We start from the raw sequence: 17497 nt of genomic DNA, 5'->3' as shown, positions 1-17497 counted from the left end.
GGACCGGGCCGAAAAACCCGTCCGTCGTCGCTCGCCCTCGGCGCCGGCGCGCGCCGGTCGGAAGCCCCCTGCGGTGTTTGGCCGGCCGGCGCCTTCCGTTTCGCTTCGTCTCGAGCTTTCTTCCGGGGGGCACGAGGCCGGTCCGGCGCCGCGTTCCGGGCGGCCGGGCGGTGATCGTCCTCGACGCGCGCGAGCGTCAGTAGACGAACTCCCTGATGTCGTACGGCGCGACCCGCACCTGCGGGTGCCGGCGCCGGACGCCCTCCCGCAGGGCCGACATCTGCGCCTCGATCTCCGCGGGCGGAAGCGGGCGGATCCCCTCCGCCCGGGCGCGCCGGGCGTATTCCGATCCGGGGTGCTCGACGAACGGCGACAGGTAGACGATGTCGCCGGGCCGGAGCGGGAGCCGTTCGATCAGCGCGAGGCTGTCGCGCAGGTGCGCGCCGGCGAACCTGTCGCCTCCGACCCCGCACATGAAGATCAGCGAGAGACCGATTCCGGCTCGCGCCAGCGTTTCGGTGAAGCGCAGCGCTTCCCCGGCGCTCCCCGGCTTGTCGAGCCAGGCGAGCAGCGGATCGTGGCCGGTCTCGATCCCGATCGCGGCCCGCGCGAGGCCCTCGTCGCGCAGCTCGCGCCACTCCTCCTCCGGCTTTCGCTCGCCGGAGAAGACGTCGACGAAGCCGGCGATCGGCCGCCCGGGAAACGCGTCGCGCGCGGCGCGCACCAGCGGCAGCAGTCTCGATCGCGCCAGCACCAGCGCGTTGCCGTCGGCGAGGAAGAGCCCGCGCCGCAGCGCCGCCCCCCGGCCGAGCAGATCGCGCACCGCGTCGAGATGCCGCGCGAACTCCTCCGGAGTGCGCACGGCGAACGGCCGGTCCTGGTAGAAGCTGCAGAAGGTGCACCGATTCCAGGTGCACCCGCGCGTGGCCTGGACGACGATCGACAGGTACTGGTCGGGCGGCAGGATCGTGATCGGCTCGTAGGCCCGGTCGAAGCGTTCCTTCTCCGCGAGCAGCCGGTCGGGCGTCCAGCTCAGGATGAGGTCGATCCGCTCGCTCAGCCGGCGCGGAAGCTCCGCGCGCGGCGCCCGCGCGACTCCCTCGAGGATGCGCGCGAACAGGGCCCGCGCCTCCTCCGGCGGCACGATCCACCGCCGCCGGGTTCCTCCGCGCCGCGACCGGGCGTGGACGGCGGACGCGAGCGATCGCTTGTAGGTGAGCTCTCCCTCGAACCAGGAGATCGGCCGCCCCTCGAGATCGAACGACCACACGGTGGTGCGGTCGGGGCTGATCGCGGTGGAGTGCGGCTTCGCCGAGAAGATCCACTCGCCGATCGTGATCGCTCCGCCCATCGCCTGGATCCCCGCCTTCGCGAGCCCCCGTGCCGGGCCAGTTTCGCACGCGAGGGCCGGCCGCTCCTCCGGAGCGGGGATCCCGCACGCCGGTTCGGGCCCTTCCGAGTACAATGCGGCCGGCATGAAGCGTCTCCGCGTCCTCTCCGCGTGGGCGGCCGCGCTCGCCCTCTCCGGCGCGTCGGCGCTCGCGGCAGCGGCGGTCCCGGTCGAGGTGCGCGACACCTCCGGGGCGCCGGTTCCGGGTGCGGCGGTCGCCTGCACCGCTCCCGAGGGACTCGTCGCCACCGCCGGCGAGGACGGCCGGGCGTGGCTCGACGCCGGGTGCCGGGCGGCGGTCTGCTCGGCGGAGGGTTTTCTGGAATCGAAGGCGGTCTTCACCGAAACCGGCGCGATCTGCCGCCTCGAGCGCGGGCTGGTTCTCGCCGGCGCCATCGTGGGCGACCCGTGCGCCGGTTGCCGCGTGCGCCTGCTCGCCCGGGGCGGGGAGGCGAAGCCGCTGGCCGAGGCCGAGGGCCGCGAAACGGAGCCGGGACACCCGCCCGCCTACGAGTTGCCTCCGGTGCCCGCCGGCAGGTACCGGCTCGAAGTGACGCGGGGAGGAGAGGACTGGCGCTGCAGCGCCGATCTCGGCCCGCTGCCGGCGGGACGGGCCCGGGTGGCCGCCGTGTGGCGCGCTCCCCGGCCGGTCGCCGGGAGGGTCGCCGATCGCGACGGGCGGCCCCTGGCCGGCGTCCGCGTCCGCGCCCGGGGGGGCCGTCCGGCCGACCCCAGATGGTCGCGGCCCGCTTCCGGCGGCTCGTCGGGCTGGCGATGCGGGCCGGCTGAGCCGGAGGAGACCCGGACCGGCAAGGACGGCCGGTTCACGCTTCACGTCGATCCTCCGGTCGAGACGTTGATCGCGGCCGGCGACTGGAACGATCCGCACGGCGTCGCGGCCGTCGTCGTGCGCGGCGGAACCCCGCCGCCGGTGACGCTCGTTCCCGAACGTCCGGTGCGCGTGCGCGGGCGTCTCGTCACGCGCGATGGCTCGCCGCTGGCGGCGACGGTGCGGATCGAGCCGGACGACCCCGACGCGCGGTGGCTCGCGGAGCTGCTGGGCGGCGAGCTCGAGGGAAAAACCGGCGACGACGGCGCGTTCGAGCTCGGCCCGTTCCGCGCGCGGCGTTTCGAGATCCAACTGCTGCCGGATTCCGCCCTTCCGGTGACGCGTCACGAGCCGGCGCCGGCACCGGGGCGGACGGTCGATCTCGGGGAGATCGTCGCCGACACGGGTGCGGTGCTCGAGGTGGCCGTCTTCGACGAGGCCGGGCATCCGGTTCCCGGCGCGAAGGTCAGCGCCCGCGGCCGGTCCGGGATCATCGTCGCCGTTTCGGGAACGACCGGCGCCGACGGTCGCGTCCGGCTGACGGGGCTCCCGGACGGAGGGATCGCCGAGGTCGAGGTCGGCGCGGCCGGCTTCGCGCGGGCCGCGGCGACGCACCGCCTCACGGGCGAGCCTCTCGAGATCGTGCTGCGCCCCGGAGCGTCGATCGCCGGGCGCGTGGTCACGCCGTGGGGCGAGCCGATCCCCGGGGCGCTCCTGCGCACCTCGACCCCTTATTTCGGCCGGATGGCCGAGACGGACGAGGAAGGACGCTTCGAGCTGATCGGTCTCGAGCCCGGTTCCGTGGATCTCGTGGCGCGAGCCGACGGCTTCCGACCCTCGTCTCCGCTGACGCTCGAGCTCGCCCCCGGCGAACGCCGCGAGGAGGTCCTGCTGGAGCTCGAGCCCGCCCCGGCTCTGCGCGGGAGGGTGGTCGATCCCGACGGGGAGCCGGTGGCCGGCGCCCGGGTCGTTCTCGTTCCGTCGTGGTCGCTGGCGAGCCTGCTGGGCGGGGCCGCGGGACCTCCCCCGGCGGAGACGGCCAGCGGACCCGACGGGAGCTTCGAGCTGCGGGCCGCGGCGAAGCCCGGCGAGCGGCTCGTCGCCACCGCTCCCGGCTACGGCCCGGCGGCGGAGGCGGCGCCCGTCGGCGCGGAGGCGGCCGAATCGGTGGAGTTGCGGCTGACCGAACCGGCCGCGCTCCGCGTCCACCTCCCGCCGGGCGCCGAAGCGACTGCCGCCGTCCGGGTCGTCGACGGCGCGGGTGTGGGACGCACCGTGCCGGCGGGGGGGCGCGCTCAGCTCGAGTTCGCCGATCTGGCCCCCGGTCCGGGAACGGCCGCCCTCGTTCCCGGCCCCGAGCGCCCGGTGGTCCTGGTGGCGGGCCGGACCGTGGAGGTGGAGCTGGGGACCGGCGGCGCGGTGGCCGGGATCGTTCGGTCGCAGGGGCTGCCCGCGCCGAGGGTCAGCGTGGCGCTCGGGCGCATGAGCGATCGCGGTCTGGACATCGCCGATGTCACGGTGACCGACGCGGACGGGACCTTCCGGTTCGAGGGGCTGAGCCCGGGAGCCTACATCCTGGCCGCCCAGTCGCACGCCGCCCGGGCCGAACGCCTGTTGAACATCGCCGGCGAGGAGCGCGTGGAGGTCGAACTCGACCTCGTCCCGGTCGTCGCGTCCGTCACCGTCCTCGACGGCAAGAGCGGCGAGCCGATCCCGGGTGCGGGCGTTTCGCTCAGCCGTGCCGATGCGTCCGGAGGATGCGCGCACGCCGGCTTCGCCTCCTTCTCGGCGGCGGGGATCGGCTTCGAGGCGGACCTGAGCAGCTGCGGCGGGGGGGAAGGGCGCACCGGCCCGGACGGGCGCGCCCGGGTCACCGTCGCCCAGACCGGTGCGTACGACCTTCTGGTCACCGCCGACGAACACCGGCCGGCCCATCTCGACGTCGAACTCGACGCCGGCGAGAACGCCATCGAGGTGAAGCTCGAGCCGGAGGCGACGACGGGGACGATCCACGCGCGGCTCGTCTCCGAGCCGCCCGGCGCGATCGGGACGTTCACCTGTATCGCGTCCGGCATGATCGATGTGACGTGGGTCGCGGGCGAGGGCACCTGCCGGGGACTCGAGCCCGGTCCGGCGACCGTGCTGTTCCGCCTTCCCGGTTACGGCACGGCGCGCGCCGAGGTGGAGGTGAAGGCCGGGGAGGTGACGGAAGTCACGCTGCGCCCCGAGAAGGGCGGCCGGCTCGTCGTGCCGGTGTCCTCCCTCGACGCGCCGGCGCCGCAGGTGCGGGACGAGGCGGGAACCGACTGGGCGGAGCTGTTCCGGCGCGTGCCCGCCCAACCCGACACCGAGCCGCACGCGGTCGAGCTGCCCGACATCGGTCCGGCCTGGGTCTTCGACGGGCTGCCCCCGGGGACCTACACGGTCACGGTCGGCGGCGCACCGCGCGATCCGGTGGCGGTCGCGCCGGGCGCCACGGCCGTCGCCTGGTGAGGGCCGGCGCTTCGCTGCGCTATCCTCCGCCCCGGCCCGCGGAGATGCGATGAACCTCGCCCGGCTGCTCGATCCCAGGCGCTACGCGCGCGCCCGGCGCATCTTCCGGAGGCCGCTCGGCGCCCACACGACGCTGGCGTTCGCCACGCGGGCCAGCAGGACGCGCACGGGACCGCTCGCGCTCGACTTCCGCCGCGGGGGCCGGCTCGTCTTCCCCCGGCGAGAGGAGGTCTGGGCGGCGCTGAGCCACCTCCTGGAGGATGACGTCGATCCGGAGAGCGTCGAAACCGATGGTCGCTTCCTGCGGCTGACCTGGCGCGGCCGGCCGTTCGAGTTCGAGGCGGCCGGGATGGATCTCGCCGTCTTCTGGGAGATCTTCCGGCGCGATGCCTACAGGCTCTCGGAGCTGCCGGGCCACCTCGGCGCCGTCGTCGACGTCGGTGGAAACGTCGGCCTGTTCACCTCGGCCGTGGCCGGCCGGGCCGAACGGGTGCTCTTCGTCGAACCGGTGCCGGCGAACCGGGAGCGCGCAGCGGCGCTGTTCGCGCGGCAGGGCATCGCGGATCGCGTCGAGATCGTTCCTCTCGCGGCGGGCGCGCGGACGGGCGATACGGTGGAGCTTCACCTCAGCGCCGTGTCGGTGTGCCATTCGACCAGCCGGGCATACGCCCGCGGGCGGTACGGCGGGGACGGGACCGTGCGCGTCCGGACGGTCGCGATGGCCGATCTGCTCGAACGCCTTCCCGGCGGCCGCTGCGATCTGATGAAGATCGACGCCGAGGGTGCGGAGTACGACTTCCTCCTGGCCGCTTCCCCGGATGCTCTCCGCCGTGTCCGGCGGCTCGCCGTCGAGGTGCACGTGGCACCTCCCGACCTGCCCTTGGAGCGCTTCGGCGAGCTGCGGGCCCGCCTCGAGTCGGCGGGTTTCACGGTGGAGCACGAGCCGCCCGGGCCACCGGCCTTCATGCTCTTCGCGGGGCGGGCCGACTGATGTCCGAGACCGTCTCGGTCGTGATCCCGACCTACAACCGCGCCCGCTTCGCCGTGCGCGCGGTCGAGAGCGTCCTGGAGCAGACGCGCCCGCCGGACGAGACGATCGTTATCGACGACGGCTCGACCGACGGGACCGCCGATGCGCTCGCCCCGCTGAGGGGCCGGATCCGCTACGTGCGGCGCGAGAACGCCGGGCAGGCGGCGGCGAGGAACCACGGCGCGCGGATCGCCCGGGGGCGGTGGCTCGCCTTCCTCGACTCGGACGACTGGTGGGAACCGCAGCGCCTGGAGCGGCTGATGGCCTACGCGGCGCGGCGCCGGGAGGCCTCCGCCTGGACCACCGCGGCGCGCGTGTGCACCTGGGAGGGGAAGAAGACGAGCCGCGTCATCGCGAACGCCGGCCCCGGGGAGCTGATCGACACCCTCGACGTGCTCACCCGCGACAAGGGGTCGATCAACGGGTGCAGCATCCTCGTCGAGCGCGATCTGTTTTTCGAGCTGGGCGGCTTCGACGAGAGCCTTCGCTCGGCCGAGGACGTCGACCTGTGGTTGCGCCTGACGCGCCGCGCCGGGCCGATCGCGATGCTCCCGGAGCCGCTGCTTTGCTACCGCCACCATCCGGGGAACATCAGCCGGAACGTGGCGCGCGATGCCGGCTGCTGGATCGCGATCCTGGAGAAGTTCGCCGCGGCCGAGCCGGAGTTCGCGCGCGAGCACGCCCGCGTGCTCGAAGACGCTCTCCTCTCGCAGCACATGCGGGCGGGACGGGCGGCGCTGGCGGACTGCGAGAGGAGCCGAGAGGGGCTCGCGGAGGCCCGCGCGCATTTCCGCGCCGTGCTCCGCCGGCGTCCCGCCGACCTGCGGGCCCTCCGGTACCTCCTCTGGAGCTTCGTCGCGCCCGGGAGCTACGGTGCCTGGCGGCGCCTGGAGGACCGGCTGCGCGGCTGGAAGCGCGGCGCGCCGGCGTGACCGGCGCGCGCCGCCCCGTCACCCGGCCTCGACGAGGACCTTGAGCACACCGGGTTCCGCCGCCCGGGCGAGCGCCTCGGTGGCGCGCGACAGCGGGTACCGGGCGGCGATCAGCCGCTCGACGGGGAAGCGGTGGCGCTCGAGCCCCTCCAGCGCCCGCTCGAACGGCCCGCACCGCGAGCCGACGACGGTGATCTCGTTCACGACCAGCGGGGCGAGGTCGACCGGGGAGCCTCCGGCGAGCGTGGACTTGAGAACCACCGTCCCGCGCGGGCGGCACAGCCGGGCCGCCTGCTCCAGCCCGCCGGGGGCTCCGGTCGCCTCCACGACGAGATCCGCGCCGGCCGCGGGAGCGGCGGGGGGTGCGACCGTTTCCACGCCGCCCCAGGCGGCGGCGGCGAGCTTGGCCGGGTGATGGCCGGCGAGCGTCACTCGCCGCGAGGCGGTGGCGAGGACCCAGGCGCAGAGGATGCCGAGCTTGCCGTCGCCGAGGACGACGACCCGGTCTTCCCGCCCCACGGCGACCTGCTCGAGGATCTCGTACGCCGCCGCGAGCGGCTCGGTGAACACCGCCCTCTCGTCGGGGATCGCGTCCGGCACGGGGTGGAGGTTCGCGACGGGGAGCGTGCAGAGTTCGGCCAGGCAGCCGTCGAGCCGATCGATCCCGAGGACGCGCCGCTCCGGGCAGTGCCGCGGGAGTCCGGCGCGGCACGTTGCGCACCGGCCGCAGGCGGCGTTGATCTCCCCCACGACGCGCCGGCCGATCCAGGTGCGGTCGCTGCAGGCGGCCACCTCCCCGACGAACTCGTGGCCGAGCACGCCGCGGTGCGCCATGTAGCCGCGCGTGATCTCCAGGTCGGTGCGGCAGATCCCGGCGAGGCGCACGCGCAGCACCGCCCAGCCGTCACGCGGTTGCGGCTCCGGAAGGTCGCTCCGCAGGAGCGCGCGCCGTCCGTCGAAGACGAGTCCGAGCATCGCGTCCGATTATCCGGCGCCGGCACCGCTGCCGGCGAGCGGCGCGCACCCCGCGGCTGGCGGCCCCGCCGGCCGCTCGCGAGAATGGCGCCGGCCGCGGCGGGGTGGCGCGGCGCCGGGGGAGCGTTGAGCGAGCATCCGGCAGGGAGGGCGGGCGGCTCCGGCTACCTCGCGATTCTCCGCGAGCACCGCGGCTTCCGCCTGCTGTTCAGCGCGCGCGTGATCAGCCTCGCCGGCGACTGGATGGCGCTGCTCGCCCTGTTCGCCCTGCTGCGCGAGGTGAGGGGAAGCGATCCGCGCGCGCTCGCCGGCCTGCTGATCCTGAAATTGCTCCCGCTGTTCCTCGCCGGACCGATCGCCGGCGTGGTCGCCGACCGGTTCAGCCGGCGGGCGGTCATGATCGCGAGCGATCTCGCGCGCACCGCTCTGGTGCTCGCTCTCCTCGCTGCACCGGTGGTTCCCTGGCCGCTCGCCTACGTCTACACCCTTGTCGCACTCCAGGTCGTCGGATCGGCCTTCTTCGAGCCGGCCCGGTCGGCCGCGATTCCACAGCTCGTCCCCGAGCGCCACCTGACGGCGGCGAACGCGCTGGGGGCGATCGCGTGGTCGGCGGTCTTCGCCGCCGGATCGCTGGCCGGCGGGGTGGTGACCGACCGCCTCGGGTGGAGGGCGGCGCTGGCGATCGACGCCGCCACGTACGTCGTTTCGGCCCTGCTGGTCTACCGCATCGAGCTACCGCGCCGCCGCCGCGCCGCCGGGCCGATCGACTGGCGCACCGTGACCGGCCTGCGCGACCTCGCCGAGGGGATCGGGTTCATCGTCTCCCGCCCCTCGGTGGCGACCGTCCTGTTGCTCAAATCGGGGTGGGGCATCGCGGGGGCGATCACGCTCCTGCTCACCCTCTTCGGCGAGCGCGTCTATCCGATCGCGGGGCGGCCCGACCTCGGCATCGCGCTGCTCTACTTCGCCCGTGCGGTGGGGACGGGGATCGGACCCGTGATCGCCCGCCGGCTGGCGGCGGCCGAAACGCCGGAGCGCCTGCGGCGGCTGATCGCCGGAGCGTTCCTGTGGGCCGCCTTCTGGTATTCCGTCTTCGCGTCGGTGCGAAGCCCGTGGGCGGCGGCGCTGGCGGTGACGGCCGCGCACTTCGGCGGCAGCGCGATCTGGGTGTACAGCACCGTGATGCTGCAGAAGATGGTCCCCGACCGATTCCTCGGGCGCGTCATGTCGACCGACCTGGGTCTGGCGACGATGGCGATCTCCGCGGCGACCTTCGTCTACGGGCGCCTGGCCGAGTCGGCGGCCGCCGATCTTCGCCTGCTCGCCCGAATTCTCGCGCTTTCGCTGGTGGTCCCCTGCCTGGTCTGGCTCGCGGCGACCTCCCGGTGGCCGCTCGACCTCGGCCGCGAGCGGGCGGGCCGGACGAGCCCCCTCGGCTCCGGCGCCGCGCGGGAGTGAGGCGTGCCTTCCCGCAGGCGGGAGGCGCGGGGCGCGGCGGGGGGAGGCGCGCGCTCCCGCTCCGCTAGCCTCGCCGGGGAGGCCCGGTGTCCGACGCGGTCCAGCTCGCGCGCTCGTTCGGAGCGGCTCTTTACGGAATCGAGGCGGTGCCGGTGGAGGTCCAGGCGGCGCGTGCCTCCGGCATTCCGCGGGCGGCCGTCCTCGGCCAGGCGGGCGGGGAGATCCGCGAGGCACGCGATCGGCTGCGCGTGGCGCTTCGGGCCCAGGGGCTGTGGCGGGGGCCGGCCGAGCAGGGCGTGATCATCAACCTCGCCCCCGCCGGGGTTCCGAAGGCGGGGACGGGGCTCGACCTGCCGATGTGCCTCGCGATCGCGTCCCTGCACGTCCACCGTCTCGCGGAACAACTCGGCGACACGCTCGCCTACGCCGAGGTCGGTCTGGACGGATCGCTGCGTCCGGCCCACGGGACGCTCTCCGCCGCCATCGCCGCCCGGGCTGCAGGGTTCGCCCGGCTGCTCGTCCCGCCGGAGGCGGCGCGGGAAGCGGCCGAGGTCGGCGGCATCGACGTGCAGGCGGTCCGGAGCCTGGCGCAGGCGGTCGGGTTGCTCCTGGGCCGTGATCGGGCGGCCCCCTGGCCGCCAGCTCCCCGCGCCGGCGGACCGCCCCGCGTCGATCTGTCCGAGGTGAAGGGGCAGCGCGCCGCGCGCCGGGCGCTGGAGGTGGCGGCGGCCGGGGGGCACAACCTGCTGATGATCGGACCGCCCGGATCGGGAAAGACCCTGCTGGCGCGGCGGCTGCCGACGATCCTGCCGCCGCTGACGCGGGAGGAGGCCCTGGAGGTGACCCGCGTGCACTCCGCGGCCGGCCTCCGGCCGGCCGGGGGCGGACTGGTTCGGGAGCGGCCCTTCCGGGCCCCGCACCACAGCATCTCCGCCGCGGGACTGGTGGGCGGCGGGGCGCCGCCGCGTCCCGGCGAGGTGTCGCTGGCCACGCACGGCGTGCTGTTCCTCGACGAACTTCCCGAGTTCCCGCGCCACGTCCTCGAGCTGCTGCGCCAGCCGCTCGAGGACGGCGAGGTGACGATCGTCCGCGCATGCGGGCCGGCGCGGTTCCCCGCCCGGTTCCTGCTCGCCGCCGCGATGAACCCGTGCCCCTGCGGTTGGCACGGCTCGTCGCTGCGCGAGTGCCGCTGCACCCCGGCGATGGTCGACCGGTATCGGGGCCGGATCTCCGGTCCCCTGCTGGACCGGATCGACATCCATGTCGAACTGCGCGCCCTTTCCGCCGCCGAGCTCGCCGCATCGCGGGGTGGGGAGGACTCCGCCGCGGTGCGCGCGCGGGTGGTGGCGGCGCGCGGCCGGCAGCTCGAGCGGAACCGGCGCTTCGGGGTGCTCTGGAACGCCGCCCTCCCGGCGCGAGATCTCGCGGCCGCGTGCCCGATGACGGGGGCGGCCCGGAAGGCGCTCACCGCAGCCATGGAGCGCCTCCGGCTGTCGGCGCGGGCCCACGACCGCTGCCTGAAGGTGGCCCGCACCGTGGCCGATCTCGCCGGACGGGACCTGGTGGACGCGGCCGACATCGCCGAGGCCGTCGCCTACCGAACGCTGGACCGGTCGGTCGTCCCGCTGCCATGACACCCGCCCGGGCCCGTTTCGTGTAGACTGCCGCCCCGCCCGGGAGGTCCCATGGTCCAGCCGCTCGCCCGCCTGTTCGGCCGCAGTCCGTTCGGACCCCTGCAGCAGCACATGGAGAAGGTCCGCGCCACCTTGGACCAGCTCCGCCCCTTCTTCGAGGCCCTGCTCGCCGGGGACCGGGAGCGGGCGCGGGAGCTGCGCAAGGCGATCATGAAGCTGGAGCACGAGGCCGATCTGGTCAAGAACGACATCCGCGACCACCTCCCGATCTCGTACTTCATGCCGGTCGACCGGCGGGATCTGCTCTCGCTCCTCCACCAGCAAGACCGGCTCGCCGACCTCTGCGAGGATCTCGTCATCGTGGCGACGCTCCGGGCGGACCTGACGCTCCCGGAGCAGTTCCACGCCGGCTTCAGGCTCGTGCTTGACAAGACCGAGGTGGCCTGCGCGACGGCCCAGGAGATCATCGGCCAGCTCGACGAGCTGCTCGCGGCCTCCTTCGGCGGCCCCGAGGCGGAGAAGGTCATCGAGCTGATCCAGAGGGTGGGGCGCGAAGAGCACGAGGTCGACAAGGCGATCTACGAGCTGGCGCGCGCGCTGTATGGAGCGGAGCAGGAGCTGGGGGTGGTGGGGCTGCTGCTCTGGCAGAAGATCCTCGAGCTGGTCGGGGACCTCGCGAACGCCTCGGAGGCGATCGGGGACCAGATCCGCCTGATGATCTCTCGCTGAGGCTCACCGATGCTCACCGCGCTGCTCGTCCTCGGCCTGCTGTTCGGCCTGTACATGGCGTGGAACATCGGCGCCAACGACGTCGCCAACGCGATGGGGACGTCGGTCGGCTCGCACGCGTTGACGCTCGGCCAGGCGATCGCGGTCGCCGCCGTCTTCGAGTTCGCCGGATCGGTCTTCGTCGGGACGCACGTCTCGGAGACGGTGAAGAAGGGGATCGTCGACGTGGAGCGGATGCCCGATGCGGGAGCCTTCATGGCGGTGATGGTCGGGGCGCTCCTCGCCGCCGGTCTCTGGCTCCAGCTGGCGACCTGGAGAGGGTGGCCGGTGTCGACCACGCACTCGATCGTCGGAGCCGTCGCGGGTGGCGGCGTGGCCGTGGCGGGATTGGCGGGGGTCGACTGGGTCCGCCTCGGGTGGATCGGGGTCACCTGGATCGCTTCGCCCCTGCTCGGCGGTGCGATCGCCTTCGTCCTGTTCCGCGGGATCCTCCGCTGGATCATCAACAGCCGCACACCGCGGATGAGGACGCGCCGGTTGGCGCCGGTGATGGTGGCGGTGGTGGCCTTCGTCCTGGCTCTGTCGGTGGTCTACAAGGGCCTGAAAAACCTACACCTCGATCTGCCCATCGGGAGAGCTTCCGCCCTTGCCGGGGGGGTGGCCTTGCTGTTCGGCCTGGCGACGACCCTGGTCTCTTGGCGCCATCCCTTGAAGCGGAACCGCACCCCGAGCCGGTTCGGCTACATCGAGCGGCAGTTCAGGGGCCTCCAGATCGCCACCGCCTGCTACGTGGCGTTCGCCCACGGGGCGAACGACGTCGCGAACGCGGTGGGGCCGGTGGCCGGCGTTTGGAGCGCGTACGTCTCCGGCGGAGTGGCGGCGAAGGCGCCGGTGCCGCTGTGGATCCTGACCCTGGGCGGAGCGGGGATCGTCGTCGGCCTCGCGACGTGGGGCTACAAGGTGATGGATACGATCGGGCGGAAGATCACCGCACTGACCCCGTCGCGCGGCTTCTGCGCCGAATTCGCCGCGGCCACCACCGTCCTGGTCTGCTCGAAGGCCGGCATTCCGATCTCGACGACGCACACCCTCGTCGGCTCGGTCATCGGTGTGGGGCTGGCCAGGGGGCTCGCCGCGCTGGATCGGCGCGTGGTCCGCGACATCTTCGGGGCCTGGATCGTCACCCTGCCCGCCTCGTTCCTGCTCTCGGCCCTGCTGGTGACCCTGCTGCGGGCGGTTCTCTGAAGCGCCGGCCGCCCCGCGGGCGCAACCTTCCCGCGGACCGGGGTGCCTTCCTTCAGTGCGGGTGAGCGCGCGGAGGGCGGCAGGGCGCGTTCCCGCCGCGATCCACCCCCCGGCAAAACGCGGCTGGTGCATCCCGGGGGCTGAATAGCGATCTTTTTTGTCGAGAGCTCGAAAGCTGCAGTGGACGGCCGGATCCGGACGGTGGTTTCCCGGCGAAGTCCCCGTTTTCGGGGAAGTGCACCCTCAATGGTGCGGGTCGCTTCGCAGCTCGACGGCGGATCGAGGTTTCGGCCGATCTCGCGGCCACGGGGCCGTCCGAGGCCGCGACCTGCGGTCGCTCAACGAGCCGGACAACGAGCCGCCGGACGTCTCGCGGCCACCCGGGGCCGCATCCTCCGGGAGGTGCACCCTCGATGGTGCGAAATCGCGTGCAACTCGTTGGCGGACAAAGAATTGGCCCGACATCGCCGGCACCGAGCCGATCGGGACCGCAACCTCATAGCGATCAGCGGCTTGGATGCGAAAACGCACCATTGGGGATGCACCTCCCATCCTCCGGTCGCCCGACGGCCTCGGTGCGAAAACGCACCGGCCCGGGATGCACCTCTCGCTCTCTGCGGAGTCGGTTCCGCAAACCCACCGCCGAGGGTGTAGCTCGGAAAAGGAGGGGCCCCCCGGACGGGCGAGAGCGCGGGGGAGCCCCCGGCGGAGGCCCGATCCGAGTGGGGGAGGCGGGGCGGGGTGCCGAGCGCCGCCTGTCCTGTCCGCGGCGGCCCGTCGGAGGTGCACCCCGGACGGTGCGCAACGCCGGCCGACTCCGTGAAGGGCGCCATCTCAGCGCGATTTCGGACGGCGGGATCGGTTCGGGGCCGCAAACTCGGAGGGCTCGTCCGGCCGGGGAAGAAAACGCACCATCGGGATAGGGGCTCGCCGCCGATCGAAACGGAGCCTCTCGCGCGCCATGGCTTGCAAGGTGCACCCTCGATGGTGCGCGGCGCTCGCGAACTCGGTGGCGCAGCGACACTCGTGCCCGCTCCGCCGTGCGTCGAGCGGTTCGAGACGGTAACCCTCGATCGCTCGGCGAGTTGGACGGGAGAACGCACCATTGGGGATGCACCTCGCGCGGGTTGCGAGGTGCACCCGCGATGGTGCGATTTCCGCTGCAAGTCGTTGTGCCTTACGAGGTTCCGGCCGAACTCGCCGCTCGAGGAGCGAGGGAGCGCGAAAGCTACGGGTTTTCACGGGATTGGGCGGCGGCGCGCACCGTCGCGGAAGCACCGCCGACGGCTTCGGAGGTGCTTCCTCGATGGTGCGAAACGCCGCGCAACTCAATGTAGGACGGACACTTTGGCCCGATCCCCGTCATCGATCCACTCGCGGCCGCAACCTCCCCTCATCCTGCGAGTTCGGCGGCCCGACGCACCATTGCGGATGCACCCCCCACGGCTTGAGGCCCCATCCGCGATGTTGCTTTTCCCCATCCCTTGCGTCGTCCCGTCGGCCGTCGCGGGCTGGCGGCCCTTCCGCTTCGCCGTTCGCGTCGAATCCGGCTGTTCTCGGATCGCTCGGGACCCGTTCCGCATCCACCGGCGCACCCGTCCGTCGGGCTGATCTGGCGGGCGCAGCTCCTCGCGGATGCCGTGCGGAGTTCCGCACGGTCCGAGGGATTGCCCTCCTGACCGAGGTGCCACGCTCGGCTTCCCGTGGAGGCTAGGCCGCGGTCCGCGCGGTCGGGCGCACCCGTCCAACGGGTCGAGCCGCCGGGAGCCGCTCCTGGTGGAGGCCGTGCGGAGTTCCGCACGGTCCGGGGGGTTGCCCTCCTGATCGAGGTGCCACGCTCGGCTTCTCGTGGACGCTGGGCGCGGGACCTGAAAGCCCAAGGAATCCCCGTCCGCGCGGGCATCTTCGCCGGCCGCGGTGCCGCCCTCGCGGGCCGGGTTCGCGACAACCGAGGTCGTTTCGTCCGCCGCAGCCGGAAGCTTGCCGGGGGGCCTTCGCGAGTCCGCTTTCCGCCGAGAAGCGCCGGTGGACCCGGGCGGAGCGCGGGATTCGAGCGCGGCCGGACGCTGCCGTCCCGATCCCCGCCCGGCGCCGCGGGCTCGAGGCGAATCCCCACGGGCTCGGCCGGAAAACCGCGGAGCGGCCCGCAGCGTCGCCTCGGGCTCCCGGGGGAGGCGGAGCCGGTTCGCCTGATCGCGACTTCGTCCGGCGCGACGCGGGCTCAATCAGCGGCGAAACCCCACTCGAGGTGCCGATTCGGCCCGGAGGCACGAAGGGGAGCGCGAGCTGTCGACTGCGAAACCCCACGATTGAGGGGCCGATTCGCCGTTCTTGCGCTACGATGGCATCCAGCGAGCCAGGACGACCCCATGCCCGACCGCCCGAGCGGTGCGGCTCCTGCGGAAGCCTCCGCGGACGCCGGACTGATCCCCCTGACGGAACTCCCGCTCGACACCTGCGCGGTGGTGGCCGAGGTGCGGGCGGCGACGGACGACGTCGAAGTACTCAAGACGATGGGCGTGTGCGAGGGGCGTCGCGTGATGCTCGTCCGGCGGGGCGATCCGATGATCGTCAAGGTGCTCGGTGCCCGACTCGGGGTGTCGGCGCGTCTCGCGGAACTGGTGCTCACCCGGCCCTGTCCGGCCGGTCCGGAGGGGACGGGTGCGTAGGTCTCGCGGGCTGATCGCGCCGCGCCGCGTGCTGCCGCGGCCGAGGCCGGCCGCGCAGGACGCGCCGTTCACGATCGCGCTGGTGGGCAACCCCAACGCGGGCAAGACGACGCTCTTCAACGCCCTGACGGGACTGCGCGCCAAGACGGCGAACTTCCCCGGCACCACGCTCGAACACCGCACCGCCCGGCGGACTTTCGGCGGGCGGACGGTCGAGCTGCTCGACCTGCCGGGCCTGTACTCGATCCAGTCCTCCAACCCCGACGAGAAGGTGGCGCGGCAGGCGCTGTTCGGCGAGATCGACGGGCTGCGGCGTCCCGACGCCATTCTGCTGCTGATCGATGCCACCCACCTCGAGCGCAATCTCTACCTGGCGAGCCAGATCCTCGAGCTGGGGCGGCCGACCGTGGTCGCGCTCAACATGATCGATCTCGCCCGGCGCGAGGGGATCCAGGTCGACACCGAACGACTGGAACGCGAGCTGGGATGCCCCGTCGTCCCGGTGGTGGCGCGCACCGGACAGGGGATCGAGCAGCTCGAGCAGGTGCTCGCCCGCCTGGCGGAGGATCCCGAGCGGGCCGGCCGCCCAGCTCCGCCCGAGGCGCTGTGCGCCTGCCACGGCTGCCCCTACAAGGCTCGCTACGACTGGGCGGAGGAGGTCGGGCGGCGGTGCAGCGGGATCCGATCGCTCACCCGGGGGGAGCAGACGGACCGCATCGACCGGTTCCTGACCCATCCGGTCGTAGGGGTGGTGGCGTTCCACGCCGTCATGATCGCCGTCTTCGCGATGATCTTCTGGCTCGCCCAGTATCCGATGGACTGGATCGAGCAGGGCTTTGCCACGGCCGGCGCCGCGGTGGGCCGACTGCTCCCGCCGGGAGACCTCCGGAGCCTGGTCGTGGACGGCGTCATCGGCGGGGTCGGCGGCGTGCTGGTGTTCCTGCCGCAGATCTGCATTCTGTTTTTCTTCCTATCCTTGCTGGAGGACACCGGATATCTCGCGCGTGCGGCGTTCGTCATGGACCGCCTGATGCGGCGCATCGGTCTGCCGGGCAAGGCGTTCGTCCCGATGCTTTCCGCCCATGCGTGCGCCGTGCCGGCGATCATGTCGACACGGATCATCCGCGACCGGCGTGACCGCCTGGTGACGATTCTCGTGCTGCCGCTGCTCACCTGTTCGGCGAGGATCCCCGTCTACACGATGCTCACCGGGCTGCTCTTCCCGCACCGCCCGCTGCTGGCCTCGCTCGTGTTCACCGGCGCCTACGGACTCGGGGTCGCGGCGGCCCTGACGATGGCCTTCCTGTTCCGGCGGACGATTCTGCCCGGGCGGTCGCGGCCCCTCGTGCTCGAGCTTCCGGGGTACAAGCTGCCGAGCATCCGGACGGCGCTGCTGACGACGCTCGACCGGGCTCGGGTCTTCGTGCGGACCGCGGGCTCGATCATTCTGGTGATGTCCATCGTGCTTTGGTTCCTGGCCAGTTATCCCAAGGCGGCCCCTCCGGCGGCGGTGAGCGAGCTGACGGCCGAGGCGCGCCAGGAGGCCGCGGCGGGACACGATGCGGCGGCGCGCGAACTGGATGCGCGGGCTCGGGCCCTTGCGGAGCGCCACCGGCTCACCCACTCGCTGGCCGGGCGGATCGGGCACGTGATCGAGCCGGCCATCGCTCCGCTGGGGTTCGACTGGCAGATCGGCATCGGCATCCTGAGTTCCTTCGCCGCCCGGGAGGTGATCATCTCCACCCTCGCGGTGGTGTACGGCGTCGGGGACACGGGAGACGAGCCGTCGGAGCCGCTGTTCGCGACGCTGCGCCGAGCCGTCCGGGCCGACGGCACGCCGGTGTTCGATCCGGCGACCTGCGTGAGCCTTCTGGTCTTCTACGTTCTCGCCATGCAGTGCATCGCCACGCTGGCGACGACCCGCCGTGAAACAGGGACCTGGCGGTGGCCGCTGTTCCAGCTCGGGTACATGACGGTGCTGGCTTACGTGGGAGCATTTGCGGCCCACCGGCTCCTCTCCTCCGTCCTTTGAGAGGTGCTTCCTTCGCGGTGCGTTTTCGCCGCCGGGCGCCGGTTGGCACGGTTCCTGACCGTCCCGCCGCGGCGGGGCGCG

The 17497-nt window shown here is 73.3% G+C and carries 10 protein-coding genes and 2 pseudogenes; 10 read left to right on the top strand and 2 right to left on the bottom strand.

Going from position 1 to position 17497, the window contains the following annotated elements; all coding sequences use genetic code 11:
• Window positions 1-196: 196 nt before the first annotated feature.
• Window positions 197-1351, bottom strand: a complete 1155-nt coding sequence (locus D6718_11525) for a radical SAM protein (GenBank protein ID RMG43736.1) — start codon at window positions 1349-1351, stop codon at window positions 197-199.
• 214 nt (window positions 1352-1565) lie between these two features.
• Between D6718_11525 and D6718_11520 the strand changes: the two are divergent.
• From D6718_11520 to D6718_11505, 4 genes and pseudogenes are all read left to right on the top strand, one after another.
• Window positions 1566-2846, top strand: a pseudogene (locus tag D6718_11520) (carboxypeptidase regulatory-like domain-containing protein).
• A 150-nt stretch (window positions 2847-2996) separates the two neighbouring features.
• A pseudogene (locus D6718_11515) lies at window positions 2997-3401 on the top strand (hypothetical protein).
• A gap of 1360 nt (window positions 3402-4761) precedes the next feature.
• Window positions 4762-5703: an FkbM family methyltransferase gene (locus tag D6718_11510; GenBank protein RMG43734.1), complete on the top strand. Its 942-nt coding sequence runs from the start codon at window positions 4762-4764 to the stop codon at window positions 5701-5703.
• The gene (locus D6718_11505) at window positions 5703-6674 is read left to right on the top strand and encodes a glycosyltransferase (protein RMG43733.1); all 972 of its coding nucleotides are present in this window, start codon (window positions 5703-5705) and stop codon (window positions 6672-6674) included. Before D6718_11510 ends, D6718_11505 begins: the two co-directional genes overlap by 1 nt.
• Window positions 6675-6692: 18 nt before the next feature.
• Here the strand turns inward: D6718_11505 and D6718_11500 are convergent, their stop codons facing one another.
• Window positions 6693-7649, bottom strand: a complete 957-nt coding sequence (locus D6718_11500) for an alcohol dehydrogenase (GenBank protein RMG43732.1) — start codon at window positions 7647-7649, stop codon at window positions 6693-6695.
• An 84-nt stretch (window positions 7650-7733) separates the two neighbouring features.
• Between D6718_11500 and D6718_11495 the strand changes: the two genes are divergently transcribed.
• The 6 genes from D6718_11495 (at window position 7734) to feoB (ending at window position 17416) form a co-directional block, all read left to right on the top strand.
• The gene (locus D6718_11495) at window positions 7734-9107 is read left to right on the top strand and encodes an MFS transporter (protein RMG43731.1); all 1374 of its coding nucleotides are present in this window, start codon (window positions 7734-7736) and stop codon (window positions 9105-9107) included.
• A gap of 86 nt (window positions 9108-9193) precedes the next feature.
• A complete protein-coding gene (locus tag D6718_11490) occupies window positions 9194-10741 on the top strand; it encodes an ATP-binding protein (GenBank protein RMG43730.1) in 1548 nt (515 codons plus the stop codon).
• A gap of 51 nt (window positions 10742-10792) precedes the next feature.
• Entirely contained in the window at window positions 10793-11470 is a 678-nt protein-coding gene (locus tag D6718_11485) for a TIGR00153 family protein (GenBank protein ID RMG43729.1), read from the top strand.
• A 9-nt stretch (window positions 11471-11479) separates the two neighbouring features.
• Window positions 11480-12715 carry an anion permease gene (locus tag D6718_11480; protein RMG43728.1) on the top strand — a complete coding sequence of 412 codons (1236 nt, stop codon included), beginning with the start codon at window positions 11480-11482 and terminating at the stop codon, window positions 12713-12715.
• A gap of 2369 nt (window positions 12716-15084) precedes the next feature.
• Window positions 15085-15384 carry a ferrous iron transport protein A gene (locus D6718_11475; GenBank protein RMG43727.1) on the top strand — a complete coding sequence of 100 codons (300 nt, stop codon included), beginning with the start codon at window positions 15085-15087 and terminating at the stop codon, window positions 15382-15384.
• Window positions 15385-15457: 73 nt separating this feature from the next.
• Complete coding sequence (gene feoB / locus D6718_11470; GenBank protein RMG43735.1) at window positions 15458-17416, top strand: ferrous iron transport protein B; 1959 nt, start codon at window positions 15458-15460, stop codon at window positions 17414-17416.
• Window positions 17417-17497 lie beyond the last annotated feature (81 nt).

Source organism: Acidobacteriota bacterium, from assembly GCA_003696075.1.
Taxonomy (GTDB): domain Bacteria; phylum Acidobacteriota; class Polarisedimenticolia; order J045; family J045; genus J045.
The sequence above is the reverse complement of the archived record's forward strand: the minus strand, read 5'-3'. Positions and strand labels throughout refer to the sequence as shown.